The organism is Bacillus sp. ISL-18 (assembly GCF_018613415.1).
Lineage (GTDB): Bacteria > Bacillota > Bacilli > Bacillales > Cytobacillaceae > Neobacillus.
Genome location: NZ_JAGGQG010000003.1, coordinates 59453 through 78969, shown reverse-complemented (window position 1 = coordinate 78969; position 19517 = coordinate 59453). Strand labels below are relative to the sequence as shown.

The window sequence follows — 19517 nt, the reverse complement described above, 5'->3', positions numbered from 1 at the left end:
CCTAAATCAACTAGCAGTCATGCCCTGTAAAAAGGAATGACCGCTGTTGATTCCTTCAATTATTGAACTTTAATTTGCTGTTCTGCTTTTACCAATTCAGGGTAACCGTAGCTGCCGTGCTCGCTCATATCTAGACCGATAATTTCCTCTTCTTCAGTGACACGTAATCCGTTCATTACTTTCTTCATTACTGCTAGAAGAATGAAGGAAACGATAAAGGCGAAGGCGGCACAGGTGAATACCCCTAATGCTTGAACACCAAGCTGATGTAATCCGCCGCCGTAAAATAAACCTGGCTTACCAACAGTGGCTAATTCTTTTGTTGCGAAGAATCCGTTCGATAAGGTTCCCCAAACTCCGGCGGTCCCGTGAACAGATAGAGCTGCAATCGGGTCATCAATTTTAACTTTCTCAAAAAATCTGATACTATAAAACACTAATATTCCAGCGATAAAGCCAATAAGGACGGCGGCCCAGGTTTCTACGAAAGCACAGGATGCTGTGATTGCTACAAGGCCGGCTAAAGCACCGTTTAACATCATGGGGACATCTGCTTTCCCTAATACGATCCAAGAAACGATCATGGCTGCAATTGTTCCAGCTGCAGCAGCAAGATTGGTATTCATGGCAACAAACCCGAAGAATCCTTTGTCAACCGATAACGTACTGCCTGCATTGAATCCGAACCAGCCAACCCATAATAGTAAGACGCTTAAGGCTGTAAATACTTGGTTGTGTCCGGCAAGATTATTAGCGGAACCGTCTTTGTTATATTTTCCAATCCGCGGCTTTAATAGAATGGTAGCAGCAAGTGCCGCCATTGCGCCGGTTAAGTGAACAACCGTTGAACCAGCGAAGTCTTGTTTACCATGCTCAGCTAACCAGCCGCCGCCCCAAATCCAATGAGCGATTGGAGGATACACAATGACTGAGAAAAGAACAGCAAAGACAAGGTAAGCACTTAGTTTAGCCCGCTCTGCAAACCCGCCAAACGCAATCGTTAAAGAAATACCTGCAAAAGCTAATTGGAATAAAAAGAAAACTGAACCAGAGAGTGATAAACTATCCATATCATAGCCTGAATACAAGAAATTCGAGAAACCAATCAGTGCATTTCCCTTACCAAAAATTAAACCAAAACCCACTGCCCAAAAGATAATGGAACTGATACTAAATGTTAAGATGGTTTTACCAGCGATATGTCCAGCATTTTTCATACGGGTTGATCCTGTTTCTAATAAGATAAAACCACCGATCATTAAAATAACGAGGACTGCTCCTAACATTACCCATAGACTGTTCATTAAGTATGTCGTATCCATTTATACTCCCCCTTTTTAATGATGTTAATTTTTATAACATCCTCTGTAGTTGTAACTTTACATCAATCAGGGTATTGTATCTATAATTGTGGGAGATTTTCTAACAGGGTTTTTAGGAGGGGGGGATTCCCCTAAGCAGTCATAGAAAAAGCCTCGTTTCTACTAAAAGAATCGAGGCCTTTTCTAATCTGTGTTACCTTTTTCGTATACCAAACTGGGCATTAAGCTGTCCTTGAATCATTTTCCTGCGAATATCCTCCTGATTCTGTTTCTTCTGTTCCCGCAGCATTTCCTTTCTAATTTCATGTGTTTGAATTCCATCCTCGATTTTGTTGGCAATATCCATTAGTAGTTCGACATCGGTAAAGGAAAATTTACGGCTCCCGCCTGGAGACCGTTCAGGGAAAATCAGTTTTCTTTCTTCATAATAACGGATTTGTCTTTCGGACAGCCCGGTCAGATCTCTGACAATACCAATGGTAATAACTTTTTTATCTTTATAAGACATATCTTTTCCCATTTTAGTCGCTCACCACACCCCGTTGTTACCATAGTTAGAATATTTTTAATATTATACGTTACATTTTCTCACATGAAAATGGATAATTGTACTGATATGCATTATTTAATGAAATAAATTTTTAAAGGAGTAGAGGACGTTATTTTTTAGAGGGGTTCGACTTTTTATAAAGAATCTCCAGTTCACTGATGGTAAGGGATTGAAGCTCGGCAGATGAATAAAAGATATCTGAATCAGCTAGCTTTTTAATGTAAAACTGCTTTAGTCGTTCAAGGCCTCTTCGTAAGTGGGTTGTCAACGTCTTTCCCTCCTTTAGATATTAGGCGTTTTGCAGCTTTCGTAAAAGTTCATGTCCTTTAGAGCCCATCGTTTTCATGAGTTCCTCATATAATTCATCACGTAATTTATCTAATTGTAAGATTTGCATCGCTAATTTGATTTCATGCCGTTGATTCATGTGAATTCTCCCCTTCGATAAGTTTATATTCAAAAATTACCTGATTTTTTAGCTCTTGTCAGGGAAGATGTTAGAAAGGTTAACAGGATTTTTTCTTGGGCATGGATTGATTTGAAAGGATTTCTAACTAATGAAAAAGAACCGGAAAAAGACCGGTTCTTCGTGAGACTTTAAAATTCTCCTTCAAAAGGTGTAAAGGGAATGTGGAGACGATTTTCAATTGCTCTTACTCGCTGATTGACGCGTACAAGACGTCTTTGGAGCTGAGTTACATCCCGTTGGAGTTGAGTAATTTCTCTGATTTGACGTTCATTTTGTCTTTCAAGCTGACTCACTCGGCGTTCAAGCTGCTGTGGCTGACGATTTGGGTCATATGGGTCAAGCGGCGCATAATGATTCACTTGATCAATTGGCGCGTAGGTATGAATAGGTTCTGTTGGAACGTAGGATGAATATTGTTCTGCAGGAACATAGCTATGATACTCAATTGGCATTTGTGGAACTTGATAATATTCGTAGGGATTCATTTAGGCATCTCTCCTTATGTGATATTCCCCTATAGATTATGTAACGGTAGGTTTGGAGAAACGGCGAATGCCTATAAAGGATAATTTATTCTGAAGATAGACCTGTTCATCTACTATCTATAAATTATTTATATTTTTCATAATAATGGAAGGTGATTGGGTGGAAAAATTAAAGAGTTTTATTGGATTTATTTCAGATGGATTTTACTATTTCACGAGCCCATAACCTTATTGTAATTAGGTTAAAACTTCTATGTAATAATTGATTTTATCCTATTAACTTATTAGTATAGTAAGAAAATAGAATATTGAATAAAAACACGAAAGATATTATAATCATTATAGTCTAAAAATTTTCAATGTTTAAAAAATAGTATTCATAAAAAATAATTAGGAGGCTTAAACATGAAAAAATTAAAGGTAGTAACAACTCTTATGGTAGTAGGTTTGCTCCTGCTGCTATCCGCTTGTGGAACTAGTAAAACAGGGGGAAGCGAGAAGAAAACACTAAGAGTTGTAACCGATGCGGCCTATGCACCATTTGAATACCAAGAAAAAGGAAAAGTCGTTGGTTTCGATGTTGATTTTGTTAACGCAGTTGCCAAGGAAGCTGGATACAAGGTGAATATTGAGCATGTTGGCTGGGATCCAATTTTCGTTGAGATTGAAAAGAAAACAGCAGATTTCGCTGTATCTGCGATTACCATTACGCCAGAACGTCAGCAGAGCTATGACTTTACCGTTCCATATTTCCTATCCAGAAATGAAATCTTAGTGCCAAAAGAAAGTTCTATAAAGAGAGCGAAGGATTTAGAAGGCAAAAAGATTGCCGTTCAAAATGGAACAACTGGACAGGAAGTCGTCGAAAAATTATTTGGGGAGAATAACCAAAATCTTAAGAAGTTTAAAAATAACAATCTTGCCATTCTTGAATTGAAAAATGGCGGAGCAGATGCCGTTGTAGCTGATAACTCGGTTATTGAAACCTATGTTAAAAACAATCCAAAAGACAACTTTAAATTCATAGAAGATGATGCTGCTTTTTCAAATGAATTTTATGGTCTATTGTTACCAAAGGGCAGTAAGCTGAAGGGTGAATTAGACAAAGCAGTAAAGACTGTTATTGATAACGGAACATATACAAAAATCTATAAAAAGTGGTTTGGTGTGGAACCTGATACACAAACATTGAAAGACCAACAATAGTACTCTACTGAAATTGCGTAACTTCTATATAATAGGCAGTTACGCAATTTTTGCTTAATAAACGAATTAGCCTACTCAATTGTGTCGGGGGGATCGTAATGGATTTTAGGTGGGATATCATAGTAGATTATGCGCCCTTACTTTTAAAGGGAACATTATTAACAATTGGTTTTTCAATCGCAAGTATTATAATTGGTACCATTCTTGGTTTATTTGTTGGTTTAGGGAAAATGACGAAAAAAAGGTTATATTCCTTGCCATTTAGATGGTACATAAACTTTTTCCGCGGCACACCGTTAATGGTCCAAATTCTATTAATTCATTTTGCCGTTGTACCAGCATTTCTTCATTCCACCAATGCCATCGTTGCTGCCATTTTAGCACTATCCTTAAACTCGGCAGCCTATGTGGCAGAAATCTTCCGGGCCGGAATTCAATCGATTGATAAGGGCCAAATGGAGGCAGCCCGTTCACTTGGGATGACACATGTACAAGCTATGCGATATGTAATTTTGCCTCAAGCCTTTAAACGAATGATTCCTCCGCTTGGGAATGAATTTATCGTTTTAATCAAGGATTCTTCATTGGCGGCACTGATAGCGGCTCCTGAATTAATGTACTGGGGACAGGCAATGCAAGGGGAGTATATGCGTCCGTGGGAACCATACCTATCATCAGCGGCTATTTATCTAGTGTTAACCTTATCTCTTAACTTCCTGTTAGGTAAACTTGAAAGGAGGTTTGCAACAGAATGATTCAGGTGAAAAATTTAAAAAAGTCGTTTGGGACGAATGAGGTTCTTAAAGACATTAACGTAACGGTCAAACCACAAGAGGTGGTGGTTGTTATTGGGCCGTCTGGTTCTGGTAAATCAACTTTTCTTCGTTGTATTAATATGCTAGAAACCATTACTGGCGGACATGTTCTAATAGAAGGCGTTGATATTACGGATAAAAAAACAGATATTAATAAAATTCGCACGGAAGTCGGAATGGTGTTTCAGCAATTTAATCTTTTCCCTCATAAAAAGGTGATTGATAATATTATGCTGGCTCCGATGAAGGTAAGAAACATTCCTGCTGAAAAGGCGAGAGCAAAAGCAATCGAACTGTTACGAAAAGTTGGTCTTGAGGATAAAGCTGATGCCTACCCGGATTCATTATCAGGTGGGCAGAAGCAACGGGTAGCGATTGCCAGGGCACTAGCGATGGAGCCGAAAATCATGCTGTTTGATGAACCAACCTCTGCGCTAGACCCAGAGATGGTTGGTGAGGTTTTAGAAGTAATGAAGGATCTTGCGAAAGAGGGAATGACGATGGTGGTCGTTACCCACGAGATGGGGTTTGCAAAAGAGGTTGGAGACCGGGTTATCTTCATGGACGGCGGCTTGATCGTGGAAGAAAAGGTTCCGGCTGAGTTGTTTGACAATCCACAAGAAGAGCGGACGAAGGCGTTTTTAAGTAAGGTATTATAGTTGGTTTATTGGGAGCCTGACACAGGGGCTCCCTAATTGTTTGTCTTGTATCTGGTGGAATGTGCCTGAGAAGCTCCAATTTTGGGTGGAACGGTCAATTTAGGGATATTTGTGCCCACAGCAGCGCGAATTTGGGTGGAACGGTCAAAATAAAAGATATTGTGCCCACAGCAGCGCGAATTTGGGTGGAACGGTCAAAATAAAAGATATTTGTGCCCGCAGGATCCCGGAATTTGGGTGGAACGGTCAAAATATAGGATAATTGTGCCCACAGGAGCCCCGAATTGGGTGGAACGGTCAAAATAAAAAATAATTTTTTATATGGGGTGCTAACCTAGAGTAAATTCGCCATTCATAAAGCAGTGGCTGCAATATTTAATGCTTGTGATTCCATTTTTCTCCGTTCCGCCTCCTAACTCATCTTTTGCTAAAGGCATCCCACACCTTTAACAGTTTTTGTAAACTCCCATTTTCCACACCCATTTCAATTTTCAAAATCAAACACTTCGGTAATTTTATCCGCTTTAATCCGGTTTTGGCAAAGCTTGAACAGCTGTGTCAAGAAATCTTCCACATTAGCAGGTGAGGATGGCAATTTAATATAAACGGTTGTCGACCCAAACATCTGTTTAAAATATGCCTTTCTCTGGTCGTTTTTCCCGTCGCGTTTAAACGGTTTATAGGACCAAACCAGATGAGGTCTATCCTCCAATTCTTGTATCTGCCGTATCTCAGCACAGGTAGTGGATTTATCATGTGCATAGATCACTAAATAATAGTTGTCATTGCGATGCCAGTCTATGAATAAAAGATAATAGCCGAGTTCACTTTCTGGCCGGAATACTTCATATGCGGCCAATACTTGCTTGCCATTCGTCCATTGATGGAACTTTGGCAGCATCCCGCTCACGGTTTCTAGCTTCTTAATTTCATATCTTATTGGATTTGAGCGTTCGATTTGTCCGCTTAAATTAATTGCCTGACTTTTTTCCAAATGAATATCCCCTTTAGGTATTTGTCTACATTATACGTTGAAAATTGGAATAAAAGGAAGAAAAGACCGAAGCTAATTTTCATGCCTTTAACCATAGAATGAGAGTTTGTCTTCAAAATGAAATACAACTGACATCATTTTAAAAAATTCCTTTGTTAGAATCGATATAATTGGGACTTAAAATCCATACATACTGCGAATAGTATATGGAATAAATATGACTCTTTTCCATATGAATGACATAGAGTGTTTTGCAATTGGAGGGAAAGAAAATGACGTTAGAAGAGCAGCTAAAACAAAAAACGTATTATAAAATGTTCATCGATGAGCATGAAGACATTCACCCGATTCTTGTTCTAGGCGAGGCATTTCAGGATGAGGCAGCAAAGGATCTTCCAAACCTATCGTCGATACGCTTTGCCCAAGGAGAAGTGTATTTTCACCATAAAGACTATGAAACGGCGATTTTTAAATGGGAAAACATCACCGATGAACTCGTTCCATGGGCAAAGAAAAATACAGGTGATGCCTATTATGAACTAGGGTTGCTTTCGACTGCCGAGGATATTTATACGGCAATCTCAAGCGATAATGCAACACTAAATACTGAAGTAGCATTACAGCTTTTCTCGCTTTATATCGAACGTGGGAAGCTGGAGTCAGCGGTTGCCACGATTAAAAGGACAATTGCTGCAAACCCGGAGTATCCGAATGTTACCGAAATCGCCAGAACTTTTTTCGAAGAACAGCAGGATTGGGAGCATGCGGTTGAATTAGCCGTCTCCGAAGCCATGCGTTCGGAGGATCCAAGTTGGTTTCATATCCTAAATAGCTATGTAGACAAGGGTGTTACAAAAAGACATGCACCGAGCTATTTCACCCCAACTTTAATTCGCTTGTTTCAACTCGATAAGAAAAAATTTGAACAGCTCGTCTCTTCACTATGGAAAAGTTACGAACACGAAGAATCTTATTTCTCTTGGATCAGAGAAATCAACCAGCTATTATTACAACTTGACCTCGAAAGAGAAAGTAACTGGTATGAACTTTCAAAGCTTCATAAAGATGCTTATTTCGATTTAATAGAAGGCAGATATTTTATTAAAATGCTCCAAGAATTTATTCCAGACATGTTGACCAACTGGCTTCGATTAGCGGATGAGAGAAATGTCGTGTTAGCATCTGCTGCGGTGCTTTCTTGGAACGAATTGTTCCCTGCCACGATCAGCTTATCCATCGTTTCTGAAGCGGAACAGCTGATTAGCATAACAGAGACGGACATCAATGAACTCGAGGAGAGCCTGGCGTTATTTGATACCATCGTCGATTGGGCAACGGCACATGAGATGGGCGAGAATAACCGGTATAAATGGCTTGTCGAGCAACTGGTGGATTTTGATAGACACCATCTCCTTATTACTGGGTTAACCGGGAGTGGAAAGTCGACCTTTGTTAATACCGTTCTTGGAGAAGACCTTCAAGACAGCCCAACGTCATCACTCGTCATGTTTAGAGATAGTGACGAAGAAGAAATAATCGAAATAACTGATTGGCAGATTGCTAGCTTAGAAGGATTTACTGAATTCCAAGAGCGAATGGACCGCCGCCGTAATGCCTTAGAATCCATTATCGAATTCAAGCTTCCTAACGGATTTATGAAGGAAAACAAAGTGACCTTTATTGATACACCCGGGTTAAAGGGAAATCACAATGATCGCTATGAAGTATTAAAAAACTTGCAAGTAGCTGACACTGTCTTGTTTGTGCTGGATGGAAACTCTCCGTTTACCGACAAAGAACGAGGAGCGCTCGTACAAATACAAGAATTAGCACCTGATATTCCTGTCCACTTTCTATTAAGCAAAATGGATACGATTGTTGGTGAGCAGGAAGCGGTAAGAATATATGAGGAAACCAAGTCGAGGATTCACGCTATTATGCCGGATGCCAGCGTGTTTGCCTTTTCTTCGCAATATGAACGCGGCCAGCAGATGAGGGACATTAAAGAGTTTATTCAATCGATCAAGGTTACTAGAAATCTAGAGGATAAACGACTGGCTAAGCTATTGTTTTTTATTCGGACCACTATCGCAAGTTTATTGCAAAAACGAATTGATGTTGAAAACCAACTAGTAGAAGCGATTCGCTGGAATGAAGATATGCACATCAAATTAAATGGCGCCGTTAATCAGTTAAAGGATACGGAAGTACAAAAAACAAGGGCCATTACGAAATCGTACCGAACGATTAGGGAAAACATTCATAAGGATATGGCCAGCACGATTCCTGCTATGTTAAAAGAGTGCTCCGCCCTTATTAAGGAAGACAGCAATTTTAGTAATATTCATTTAGAACTGAACGAAGAAATGAATAAGAGACTACAAGAATACTTGGAACAAACCGTGATGCCTAAATTCTATCGTTCCTTACAGGATTGGATTGGCTATAGTAAAGAGGAGTTTGACCAGGCACAGGAATTTTTAAATGAGATGGCTGATGGCTTTAACCAGATGTACGGGGAAGAACATCTGGCACTTGCTTGTGATTTCAAGGTGCTCGATGATTGGCTTCGCGACACAGACCGGATGACAAGCAGATTCCAGCTGGAATCTGTCAATATTCTCCTTCGCCGGACGCCTTCGCAATTTTTATTAAAGAGTGCCGGAAAATTATTCGGGGCACTATCGCAAAACAAGGCAATGCTTTATAACAAATACAAAGCATTTGTAGAGAATGAGGATTACACAGAAACGATTGAAGAAGTTAGTAAGCAATTTTTCCAGCCGTTTGAGCTGTTTGAAAAATCTCTAGAGCGTGACGTAACCTTATTCTTCAAGAGCCCGTTAAGGAATTTAACCACGGCAGTAGATGAGGCAAAGCTAGGAATTGAATCAAACCAGGAGCAGCTTAATAAGATGAATACCAATCCGGAAATGTTCCGCGATCCATTAACTTTATTCGGCGTAAGGCTTCGACAGTTCGAATGGATGACAGTGGCCGGAAAAGGAATACAAACAGTATACTAATAGTTAAAAGGAGAACCTTTGGGGTTCTCCTTTTTTGGACTAACGATGAGTATTCAAATCTTTTATCTATTTTAAGGGTTTTTTTACATCTATATTATTTTTTCTCAGATAACCATTTGGCGATTTTCTCAGAGTCTTGGTCAGAAAGCAAGTTACTTGGCATCATCCCTCTGCCATCTTTCACAATGCTGAGGATTTCTTGCTCGCTGTATTTACTGCCCACTTTAGAAATATCTGGACCGGCTCCGCCTTTTAAATCATTTCCATGACAGCTAAGGCACGTTTTCTTAAAAATCTCTTCTGCCGCGGATACTGTGTCATGATTTCCATGAGAAGACTCTTTTGCAGCTTCTGTTTTCGGTGTAAACACACCGTAAGGAACAAATTGGATTTCATGAGGTACGCCATCTGCGACAATTTCTGTAATTAATTTGCCTGTCTCAGTATCCCAAACCTGGACCCCGCTTACTGCGGCACCGCCAAGCGTATAAGGATAACGCTTATCCATTCCATGGTTTAGTGTCCAAAGCTCTTTACCGTCAGGAGTTACGCCAACATGGGCGGGAACTGTTGTCCCTGTTGAGCTCCACTCAATTTTATGAGTTTTTACATTAATTTTATAAATTTGGTTTCCGCCTGTTGTCACATACCCGTATTTGCTGTCGGGACTAAAGGCAATGTGAATCGGGCCCTCTTTTAACTTAATTTCGCCATTAACTTCAAGTGTTTTTGGATTAATGATGGCTACCTTTTTTGCGCCCATAACAGCTGCCCAAACGTATTTGCCATCTGGAGTTAGGTTTGTACCATGAACCATTCCGCCAACCGGAATGTTTTTCACGATTTCATTCGTCTCCATATCAATCGCAACAACTTTATTTTCGCTCTCAACACTTAAGAACATGTACTGTGTATCAATGGCCTTTCCATCCCAATACATTGTTGGACTTAAATAGCAGGTTCCTTTACCTGTCTGCAGATCTTTGATCTTTTTCCTTGCGGCTAAATCAAGTACGGAAAGGGTGCCTTCATGCTGGTTTGCTACATATAGATACTTGTCATCAGGAGATAAGGCAATATGGTGTGCGCCTTTACCGGTTGGACGTCTCCACTTTTCTCTCATCGTAATTGGGTCAATCGCAATAACATCGGATGGTTCGTCGTAGTTATACCAATCTCCTGTGAATAGAGTTTTAAAGTCTTTCGTAAAAGCAATCGCGTGGGTGTCATTTAAATTAGGATAAAAATCCTTATTGGTTCTTTCATTATATGGGCCGCCTGCATCGATGGTTGAGACTAGTTTATGATACTTACCATCAATGACCCATAATTTATTGGCTGTTCCGGCGCCTACAAAAGCGATCGTTTCACTGCCAAGCTGACCTCCAGCGAGTTTCTCATCAAAGCTTGCTGTCTTTGTTACTTTTTCAGCTTTTGTAGTTATCTGTTGCTGCGCATTATTTGAACCGCATCCACTCGTAATTAAAGCCGTTAGCAGAAAAGCTGTCCATAATTTCTTCATGGGTGTTCCTCCTTTTGATAAGAGATAAGTTAACTATAATCAAAAACTCATCTCTAAAAAGAAGGGCATGTGAAAGATTGATGAACAGGACTTATAGTTTCAAAGATTGGACACATGTTAATTGTTCTTCGCTTTTTAACAGAAATCAGGTTGGTTTAAACAATAGCCTTTTTTTAATATCCTTTTCTAAAATTCACTAGATTAGTACTTGGTGTCTGTCCGGTTAGATACGTCTTTAAATTGGGAATAAGGATGTTTTCAACGACCCGTTTATTATAATGCTCGGTTGCCCCGGATGTGTGCGGCGTTATAATAACGTTTTCCATTTCCCATAAGGGGCTTTCAGTACTTAGCGGTTCTGTTTCAAATACATCCAGACCGGCACCCGCAATGGTGCCTTCTTGTAAAGCTGAAATTAAATCCTCTTCAATCACGATTTCACCTCGGCCAATATTGATAAAAAAGGCAGATCTTTTCATTTGGGTAAACTGCTGTTCCCCAAATAAGTGATGAGTTTCTTGTGTATGCGGCAATGTTACGACCACATAATCACATTTTGGCAGTACCTGGTCTAACTGGTCTGGTGTATACATTTCATCAACAAAATCCGCTGGTTTCCCAGAGTGCCTGACACCAAGTACAGTCATTCCAAATGCTTTGGCAATTTTAGCAGTTTCTCTTCCAATTTCCCCGACACCAATTACTCCAATTGTTTTTTCATGAATCTCGAGGCTTAAGTGAGCATGGTCCCAAGTCTTCGTTTGTTGATTTTTTACATAGGTATGAATTTTTCTTGTTAATCCGAGCATTAAGGCAAAGATCGTTTCAGAGATTGGATAAGCATGTACACCGTTGGCGCTGGTTACATTAATATGTTTTGATTGCAGCTTCTCAAGAGGCAACGAATCAACCCCGGCACTCCAGGTTTGCAGCCATTGCAGTTTTGATTCAGAGGTAAGGCAATAATCAGCTAACTCTTTTCTCCAGCCGGCAATGACTTCTGCATCTTTCGCATGTTCTTTCCAGACAGATGGGTCTTTGCCTGCGATTACGTCCCAATCAGGGATGATGTTTTTAATTTTCGCTATGTATTCTGGCTTTAAGTTTTGTGTAATAACTATTTTCCGTTTACTCATTTAACTCCCACCTTTATGTTGATATAGACTAATCATATCGTATATATAATTAAATATTAATAGTTTCTTTGAATGGGTGGTGTACAAAATTTAGACACTATTGCTTGGCGGCTGCCCAAATGTTACGGAGGAATTTTTGTTCATAAGGACAAGAATAGCTGGTGGTAACCGTTTTTTGTCCACATGAGAGCTCCATGAGGACAGGAATAACTGAGGCAAGAGTTTTTTGTACGCATGGGAGCTCCATGAGGACAGGAATAGCTGGTGGTAATCGTTTTTTGTCCGCATGAGAGCTCCATGGGGACAGGAATAACTGGAGGCAAGAGTTTTTTGTACGCATGGGAGCTCCATGAGGACAGGAATAGCTGGTGGTAATCGTTTTTGTCCGCATGAGAGCTCCATGGGGACAGGAATGGCTTACGGTTACAGCCTTTTGTCTGCAAGAACAATCAAAAAAGTGTACCGTATCGCACTTCCATGTAGCTCGTGCAAAAACCCGATCTAGCATAAAACTTGCAAACTAAGAATATGAAATTGAATATGAGGGGGTATGAATAAATGCAAAGTCAATCATGCAGGGCCATTGTAACAGGGGGCGCTTCCGGACTTGGAGAGGCTACTGTTCGCAACATCATTGGAAAAGGAGGAAAAACTGTTATCCTTGACCAATCAGAGGAAAATGGTTTTCGCCTTCAGAATGAATTAGGTGAAGCTGCTTTATTTTTAAAAGCAGATGTGACCAAGGAAAAGGAGATTCAAGAGGCAATCAATCAAGCGGCTCATTTCTTGGGTGAAATCAATACAGTAGTGAACTGTGCAGGAATCGGGATTGCCGATAAAGTATTGGGGAAGAAGGGGGTACATAATCTTGAGCTCTTCTCCAAGGTCATCCAAGTAAATTTAATCGGTACCTTTAATGTTATCCGTTTGGCAGCAGCGAAAATGTCTGGAAATAATGTGAATGAACAAAACGAGCGCGGTGTTATGATCAACACGGCCTCTGTGGCCGCTTTTGACGGACAAATCGGTCAAGCTGCCTATAGTGCCTCTAAAGGCGGGATTGTTGGCATGACCTTGCCAATTGCGAGAGAGTTAGCCCGGTACGGAATCCGCGTAATGACCATTGCTCCGGGATTGTTCCACACACCGATGTTTGATACTCTTCCAGACGAAGCAAGAAGTTCACTTGGGAAAATGGTGCCGTTTCCTCCACGCCTAGGGTATCCAAGCGAATACGCACAGCTTGTCCAGAGTATAATTGAAAACCCCATGCTAAATGGTGAAACCATCAGGCTTGATGGCGCAATCAGGATGCAGCCTAAGTAATATATGAATCTATTTTAATCGTGTCATATTGGAGGGATTCCCACTTAGGAGAATCCCTTACAGAAATAATTATCCTCCAAAGAACAAATCAAGAATGTTTGAAGCGGTCGATGTTTTTTTATTATAAAACTCTGAATATCCACATTTCTTACAAAAAACAACGGTGAATGTGTTGTGCTGAAGGTCAAACATCTTAGATAGTCCTGTTCCAGTCATTGCTACATCTTTTGTTCCAGCTTCCCTGCTTCCGCATTTCATACATCCTTTTTCACTCATCGCAATCAACTCCAAGTTTAGATATCTCAGATTATTTACGAATGAGGTTAGAAAAAGTTGCAAATTTGAATGTAAAAATATTCTAAATTATCTTTCTTATCTGCTACAATAGGGGGAGATAAGCTTTATTTGGAAAATATTTTCCAATTAATGTAGAATTACTTTTTATTTTGTTGAATTACTGTCTTTTTCGTAGAATTATTCTTTATTCTTGTAGAAAAAGTCTTAGATTTGTAGAATAACCTTAGAAATTTGTAGAATCCATACAAAATCATTTAAGTCTGAAACTCACATCGACAAAGTAAGCGTTTACAAATATTGAAAGCGAGGTTACTAGAATGAAGCATCCCTATTTAAACAAAGATCACGAAATTTTTCGTCAGTCATTAAGAAAGTTTTTAGAAAAAGAAGCATATCCCTTCTATGAACAGTGGGAAGAAAAGCGTATGATTCCGCGGTCATTCTGGAAAAAGATGGGGGAGCAAGGCTTTCTGTGTCCGGATATTGATGAAAAGTATGGCGGCAGCGAGGTTGACTGGGGATTTGCCGTAATCATCAATGAGGAGCTTGAACGAGTCGGATCAGGCTTAGTGGGTATTGGGCTCCACAGTGATATTGTCATTCCGTATATAACCTCTTACGGAACCGATGAACAAAAACAGCGCTGGCTGCCAAAGTGTGTAACAGGTGACATTATTACTGCAATAGCAATGACCGAGCCCGGAACCGGCTCAGATTTAGCCAACATTAAAACTACTGCCAAACTGGACGGTGACTGTTATATCGTCAATGGCCAAAAGACCTTCATCACGAACGGAATCCAAGCTGATTTGATCCTTGTTGCGGTCAAAACCGACCCACAAGCAGTTCCGAAACACAAAGGAGTAAGTCTTCTCATGATTGAGCGGGATACACCGGGATTTTCTCGAGGAAGGAAACTGAACAAGGTGGGGCTGCATTCTCAAGATACAGCTGAACTAATTTTCGAAGACTGCCGCGTCCCGAAAGATAACCTGCTGGGGGAGGAAGGCAAAGGCTTTCTTTATTTAATGGAAAAACTTCAACAAGAACGTCTTCTTGTCGCAATTGGAGCACAAACAGCTGCTGAGGTGATGCTTAAGACGACGATTGACTATGTGAAAAGCAGGGAAGCCTTTGGAAAACGAGTTAGCCAGTTTCAAAATTCCCAGTTTAAGATTGTTGAAATGGCAACAGAAATTGAAATGGGCAGAGCCTTTTTAAATCAGTTAATCGCCGAACACATCGAAGGGAAAAACGTGGTAACAAAGGTGTCGATGGCCAAATGGAAACTAACGGACATAGCAAAACGGACCGCTTCTGAATGCATGCAGCTCCACGGCGGCTATGGCTATATGGAAGAATACGAGATTGCGAGGCGGTTCCGCGACATCCAGGTTTCTAGTATTTACGCTGGAACAAACGAAATCATGAAAACAATTATTGCAAAAAATCTAGGATTATAGGGGGAAATAATCATGCGTGAAGTTGTCATTGTAGAAGGCGTTCGTACACCGGTTGGGAGAAAAAATGGGGTTTTAAAAGATATCAGGTCGGATGACCTGGCAGGTTTAACCCTAAAAGAGCTTATTAACAGGACCGGAATCAATCCAGCAATCATTGATGACGTTATTTTAGGATGTGTGACCCAAGCGGGAGAGCAGGCAGGAGATATAGCAAGGGTTGCCGCATTAATTGCCGGATTCCCAATCGAAGTTCCAGGAACAACGATTGACCGCCAATGCGGCTCCAGCCAGCAGGCCGTTCATTTCGCGGCACAAGCCATCCTTGCTGGAGACATGGATGTGGTCATCGCTGGCGGTGTTGAAAGTATGTCCCGAGTGCCAATGGGATCCAACTACAAGGGGGTGGAAGAGCCATTTAGCCCGGTGTTACGGTCAAAGTATGAAATGATTCACCAGGGGCTGTCGGCCGAGAGGATTGCTGAAAAATATGGGTTTACCCGCGCTGAACTTGACCAATTCGCACTGGAGAGCCACCAGAAGGCCCTTAAGGCGCAAGAAAAAGGATATTTTTCGAGAGAGATTTTTCCAATTGATGTGACCCTTCCTGACGGAACAACGGCTGTTATTAAGGAGGATTCGGGTCCAAGAAAAGGAACTTCTCTTGAAGCATTAGCCGGTCTCCGTCCAGCGTTTAAAGAAGATGGGGTCATTCATGCCGGGAATTCCAGCCAAATTAGTGATGGTGCTGCCGCCTTATTACTGATGTCTCGGGAAAAAGCAGAAGAACTTGGTTTGAAACCTCGTTTTCGAGTCCACACACGTGTGGTTGTTGGATCAGACCCCACCTTAATGCTGACAGGACCAATCCCGGCCACACAAAAGGCGCTTGAAAAATCAGGCTTATCGATTGATGATATCGATGTATTTGAAGTCAATGAAGCCTTTGCTCCAGTACCTTTGGCGTGGTTGAAGGAGACCGGTGCCAATCAAGAAAAGTTAAATCCGAACGGAGGTGCGATTGCCTTAGGACACCCTCTAGGCGGCAGTGGTGCACGGTTAATGGTTACGATGATGCATGAGCTTGAGCGGACAGGTGGGAGATATGGATTACAAACCATGTGTGAAGGTCATGGAATGGCAAATGCCACAATTATTGAGAGGCTGTAATCGCGTTAATATTTGGATTCGCTGATAGTACTGGGAAATCGCTGATAACCATGAAAAATCACTGATAACCATGAAAAAATCGCTGAAAAACAAAATTTCAGTTCCAAATCCTCAAAAAGTAAATTATTGGAGGCGGCCTAATGAGTACAACGATTGGCAAAATCTTTGATTTAACCGTGAAAAAGTTTCCGAACAAACCGGCCATTTACGATGTGAGAAAAAATATCCGTTATACCTATCAAGAGTGGAGCGAACAAGTGACTCGGCTAGCCAATGCCCTTTTAAAAGAAGGGGTCCAAAAAGGAGACCGCGTATCCACCTTCATGTTTAATACCGAAGAACTAGGAACAGCCCTTTTTGCCTGCGCCAAAATCGGGGCGGTATTTAATCCAATTAATTTCCGTTTAACGCCGGAAGAGGTTGCGTTTATTCTTTCAGATGCCACTCCAAAGGTAGTTCTTTTTGAAAAAGCATTGGAGCCAGTAATTGAGACGATTGCAGGCCGATTTGATCACACAGCCTTTTGGTTTATCGAAGAAGAAAAGCCGGACTTTGCCGCATCCTATCAAGAAAAACTGGCAGATGCTTCGACTGAGGACATTAAATTAGAGGTAGCTGAATCTGACATCTATGCGTTTATCTATACAAGCGGAACTACTGGAAGGCCCAAAGGTGTAATGCATACACACCGTAATATGGTAGACCAAAGCGTATTGTGTATTGCTGCCGAAAAGCTTGAAGCGAACGATGTCGGTCTTGTTACGGCACCCATGTTCCATTGTGCCGAACTCCATTGTGCTTTTATTCCAAGGGTGCATGTCGGGGCAAGTAATGTCATTTTGCATCAGTTTAATCCGGAGGCCATCCTTCCATTAATTGAAAGAGAAAAAATCACGAAACTATTTGCCGCTCCAACGATGTGGAATATGCTCCTTCAAGAAGATTTAACTCGATATAATCTCTCCAGTTTGAAGCTAGGACTTTATGGTGCGGCTCCCATGGCCCCATCGCTTGTTCACGCGCTGCATGACCGCTTAGGTATCTCGCTGATTCAGGCTTACGGGATGACAGAAATGGGACCAGCTATTACCTTTTTGTCAGAGAATGATCAGCTCCGGAAAGCAGGATCTGCCGGACAAGCCGCTTTAAGTCATGATATTCGAATCGTCCGCACAAGAGAAGATGGTCCTTCCGATCCGGAAGATATCGTTCCAGTGGGAGAAACAGGCGAGATTATTGTACAGGGGCCATGTATGATGAATGGTTATTTTAATCTGGAAGATGCGACTGAAAATGCCCTGTACAAAGGCTGGTACCACTCTGGGGATATCGGTTATCTGGATGAAGAAGGATACCTATATGTCAATGACCGTGTCGATGACATGATTATAAGCGGTGGAGAAAATATTTATCCACGGGAAGTAGAAGACTTGTTGCATGGGCATCCTGATGTCTTGGACGTGGCCGTCGTGGGTCAGCCAGATGACCGCTGGGGAGAAACCGTTACTGCCTTTATTGTAAAAAAGAATCCAGCGGTTACGGAACAGGAACTGGATGAGTATTGTAAAAACAGCGGCAAACTGGCTAATTATAAACGCCCTCGTAATTACGTTTTTTGTGAGACACTTCCGCGGAATGCTAGTGGTAAAATTCAAAAATTTATTTTGCGAAAACAATTAGAGCAGCTTCTAGCCCCAGATTCCAGCAAATAGGAAAGGGTTTTGCCAATGCTAAAAGGGATAAAGGTGATTGATTTTACCAATTATCTGCCAGGACCATTTGCGACTCTCAGATTAGCGGAATTAGGTGCAGAAATCATCAAAGTAGAGTCGCCTGAGGGAGACCCGGCCAGGAATACAGGTGTATTGAAGGACAATACGGGTCTTGTTTTTCTCGCTAATAACAGGCAAAAGAAGAGTATTACTCTTAATCTGAAAGAGCAGGAGGACTTGGAGATAGCACTAAGATTGATTTCCCAAGCCGATGTAGTAATAGAAAGTTTCAGACCAGGGGTAATGGCAAAACTCGGTTTGGGATATGAAGCGGTTAAACAGGTGAAGCATGATATCATTTATTGTTCTATCTCTGGCTATGGTCAAAATGGTCCGTTCAGTAAACTTGGCAACCATGACATTAATTATATGGCACTAAGTGGAGTTCTTTCCCAGCTTAAAGATCAACAGGGCAGACCAATTCATCCTTCGATTACTCTTGCAGATTACTTGGGCGGATTTGCCGCCAATGAGCGGATTCTTGCAGGGCTTGTTTCAAGATTTAAAATAGGAGAAGGAAGCTATCATTCTATTTCAATCACCGACCAGCTGGTATCCTTGCTTGGAAATCATGTCATGGTTGAAAAAGAAACAGGTGAGAGTACCGGAATTAACGTCCTGAACGGCAGCATTATATCCTATGCTATATATGAAACCAAGGATCAGCGGTATATGAGCTTAGGGGCCTTGGAACCAAAGTTTTGGAAGAATTTTTGTTTAGCTCATGGTCATGAAGATTGGTTGAGTGCTCACACTTCTAAAACGGAAGCTTCCAACCAGGTTTTCCAGGAGATCACTGATCTTTTTAAAAGTAAGACGTTTTATGAATGGATTGAATTTGCCCAAGTAGTGGATTGCTGTATGGCACCTGTGCTCGAGGTGGGGGAACTGAGCGAGAACCCCTACTTTAAGGAGAAGGAACTCATCTTTGTATCGTCTTGGGGAGATTATCAGGTTAAAATGCACAGTGACTTAGTGCTTTCTGCCATTGCCGCACCACCAAATAAAGGCGAGCATAGAACAGAAATTTTAAATAGTATTTTCATATAAAACAAGGTAAAAGCTATCGGAGAGCCCGATAGCCTTCTTTTTTTAGAAAGGTCTTTTGCCGGGCAGCAGGCGTAATAATTAGGCGGTCAATTAAAAAGGGTTACATTACCAGGGGATCGGAAAAAATAGTAATGCTTCAATGATGCCTCCGCTACTCTCAACATAAAAATTTACCACATAGATTTAATTTAATAGAGCAGTACCTAATTCTAAAAAGCAGTATAATAGAGACAGTTCGTAAAATTGAAAGGAGATACA

At 41.0% G+C, this 19517-nt stretch carries 19 protein-coding genes; 9 read left to right on the top strand and 10 right to left on the bottom strand.

The annotated features are described in order from the left end of the window. Positions 1–59: 59 nt before the first annotated feature. From J7E81_RS06260 to J7E81_RS06240, 5 genes are all read right to left on the bottom strand, one after another. A complete protein-coding gene (locus tag J7E81_RS06260) occupies positions 60–1322 on the bottom strand; it encodes an ammonium transporter (RefSeq protein ID WP_215041305.1) in 1263 nt (420 codons plus the stop codon). 193 nt (positions 1323–1515) lie between these two features. Further along, entirely contained in the window at positions 1516–1842 is a 327-nt protein-coding gene (locus J7E81_RS06255; protein WP_215041304.1) for a MerR family transcriptional regulator, read from the bottom strand. Positions 1843–1981: 139 nt separating this feature from the next. Next, positions 1982–2140 (bottom strand): Fur-regulated basic protein FbpA, encoded by a 159-nt coding sequence (gene fbpA, locus J7E81_RS06250; RefSeq protein WP_215041303.1) that lies wholly within the window; start codon positions 2138–2140, stop codon positions 1982–1984. 21 nt (positions 2141–2161) lie between these two features. Continuing rightward, on the bottom strand, positions 2162–2299 hold the full coding sequence (locus J7E81_RS06245) for a hypothetical protein (RefSeq protein WP_215041302.1): 138 nt from the start codon (positions 2297–2299) through the stop codon (positions 2162–2164). A gap of 170 nt (positions 2300–2469) precedes the next feature. Then, positions 2470–2826, bottom strand: coding sequence for a PspA/IM30 family protein (locus J7E81_RS06240; protein ID WP_215041301.1), 357 nt, complete (start codon positions 2824–2826; stop codon positions 2470–2472). A 405-nt stretch (positions 2827–3231) separates the two neighbouring features. Here J7E81_RS06240 and J7E81_RS06235 point away from each other — a divergent pair, with 405 nt between their 5' ends. The 3 genes from J7E81_RS06235 (at position 3232) to J7E81_RS06225 (ending at position 5506) form a co-directional block, all read left to right on the top strand. Then, positions 3232–4032, top strand: a complete 801-nt coding sequence (locus J7E81_RS06235) for a basic amino acid ABC transporter substrate-binding protein (protein WP_215041300.1) — start codon at positions 3232–3234, stop codon at positions 4030–4032. A 98-nt stretch (positions 4033–4130) separates the two neighbouring features. Then, positions 4131–4787: an amino acid ABC transporter permease gene (locus tag J7E81_RS06230; RefSeq protein WP_215041299.1), complete on the top strand. Its 657-nt coding sequence runs from the start codon at positions 4131–4133 to the stop codon at positions 4785–4787. Then, positions 4784–5506 (top strand): amino acid ABC transporter ATP-binding protein, encoded by a 723-nt coding sequence (locus J7E81_RS06225; RefSeq protein ID WP_215041298.1) that lies wholly within the window; start codon positions 4784–4786, stop codon positions 5504–5506. The genes J7E81_RS06230 and J7E81_RS06225 overlap by 4 nt, the downstream gene beginning before the upstream one ends. Positions 5507–5835: 329 nt before the next feature. Here the strand turns inward: J7E81_RS06225 and J7E81_RS06220 are convergent, their stop codons facing one another. Beyond that, entirely contained in the window at positions 5836–5943 is a 108-nt protein-coding gene (locus J7E81_RS06220; RefSeq protein WP_215041297.1) for a zinc ribbon domain-containing protein, read from the bottom strand. A gap of 47 nt (positions 5944–5990) precedes the next feature. Further along, positions 5991–6500: a hypothetical protein gene (locus tag J7E81_RS06215; protein ID WP_215041296.1), complete on the bottom strand. Its 510-nt coding sequence runs from the start codon at positions 6498–6500 to the stop codon at positions 5991–5993. Positions 6501–6772: 272 nt separating this feature from the next. Here J7E81_RS06215 and J7E81_RS06210 point away from each other — a divergent pair, with 272 nt between their 5' ends. Beyond that, on the top strand, positions 6773–9526 hold the full coding sequence (locus tag J7E81_RS06210; protein ID WP_215041295.1) for a dynamin family protein: 2754 nt from the start codon (positions 6773–6775) through the stop codon (positions 9524–9526). A gap of 94 nt (positions 9527–9620) precedes the next feature. On the opposite strand, the gene J7E81_RS06205 is transcribed toward J7E81_RS06210, so the two are convergent. Then, positions 9621–11048, bottom strand: a complete 1428-nt coding sequence (locus J7E81_RS06205) for a DUF5074 domain-containing protein (protein ID WP_215041294.1) — start codon at positions 11046–11048, stop codon at positions 9621–9623. A gap of 173 nt (positions 11049–11221) precedes the next feature. After that, on the bottom strand, positions 11222–12184 hold the full coding sequence (locus J7E81_RS06200; RefSeq protein ID WP_215041293.1) for a D-2-hydroxyacid dehydrogenase: 963 nt from the start codon (positions 12182–12184) through the stop codon (positions 11222–11224). A 558-nt stretch (positions 12185–12742) separates the two neighbouring features. Between J7E81_RS06200 and J7E81_RS06195 the strand changes: the two genes are divergently transcribed. Then, entirely contained in the window at positions 12743–13510 is a 768-nt protein-coding gene (locus J7E81_RS06195) for a 3-hydroxyacyl-CoA dehydrogenase (protein WP_215041292.1), read from the top strand. 69 nt (positions 13511–13579) lie between these two features. On the opposite strand, the gene J7E81_RS06190 is transcribed toward J7E81_RS06195, so the two are convergent. Continuing rightward, the gene (locus J7E81_RS06190) at positions 13580–13786 is read right to left on the bottom strand and encodes a zinc ribbon domain-containing protein (RefSeq protein WP_215041291.1); all 207 of its coding nucleotides are present in this window, start codon (positions 13784–13786) and stop codon (positions 13580–13582) included. Positions 13787–14124: 338 nt separating this feature from the next. Between J7E81_RS06190 and J7E81_RS06185 the strand changes: the two genes are divergently transcribed. From J7E81_RS06185 to J7E81_RS06170, 4 genes are all read left to right on the top strand, one after another. Further along, positions 14125–15270, top strand: a complete 1146-nt coding sequence (locus J7E81_RS06185) for an acyl-CoA dehydrogenase family protein (protein WP_215041290.1) — start codon at positions 14125–14127, stop codon at positions 15268–15270. Positions 15271–15282: 12 nt separating this feature from the next. Beyond that, a complete protein-coding gene (locus tag J7E81_RS06180) occupies positions 15283–16437 on the top strand; it encodes a thiolase family protein (RefSeq protein WP_215041289.1) in 1155 nt (384 codons plus the stop codon). 140 nt (positions 16438–16577) lie between these two features. Continuing rightward, a complete protein-coding gene (locus J7E81_RS06175; protein WP_215041288.1) occupies positions 16578–18149 on the top strand; it encodes a fatty acid--CoA ligase in 1572 nt (523 codons plus the stop codon). 15 nt (positions 18150–18164) lie between these two features. After that, positions 18165–19259, top strand: a complete 1095-nt coding sequence (locus tag J7E81_RS06170; protein ID WP_215041287.1) for a CaiB/BaiF CoA transferase family protein — start codon at positions 18165–18167, stop codon at positions 19257–19259. Positions 19260–19517 lie beyond the last annotated feature (258 nt).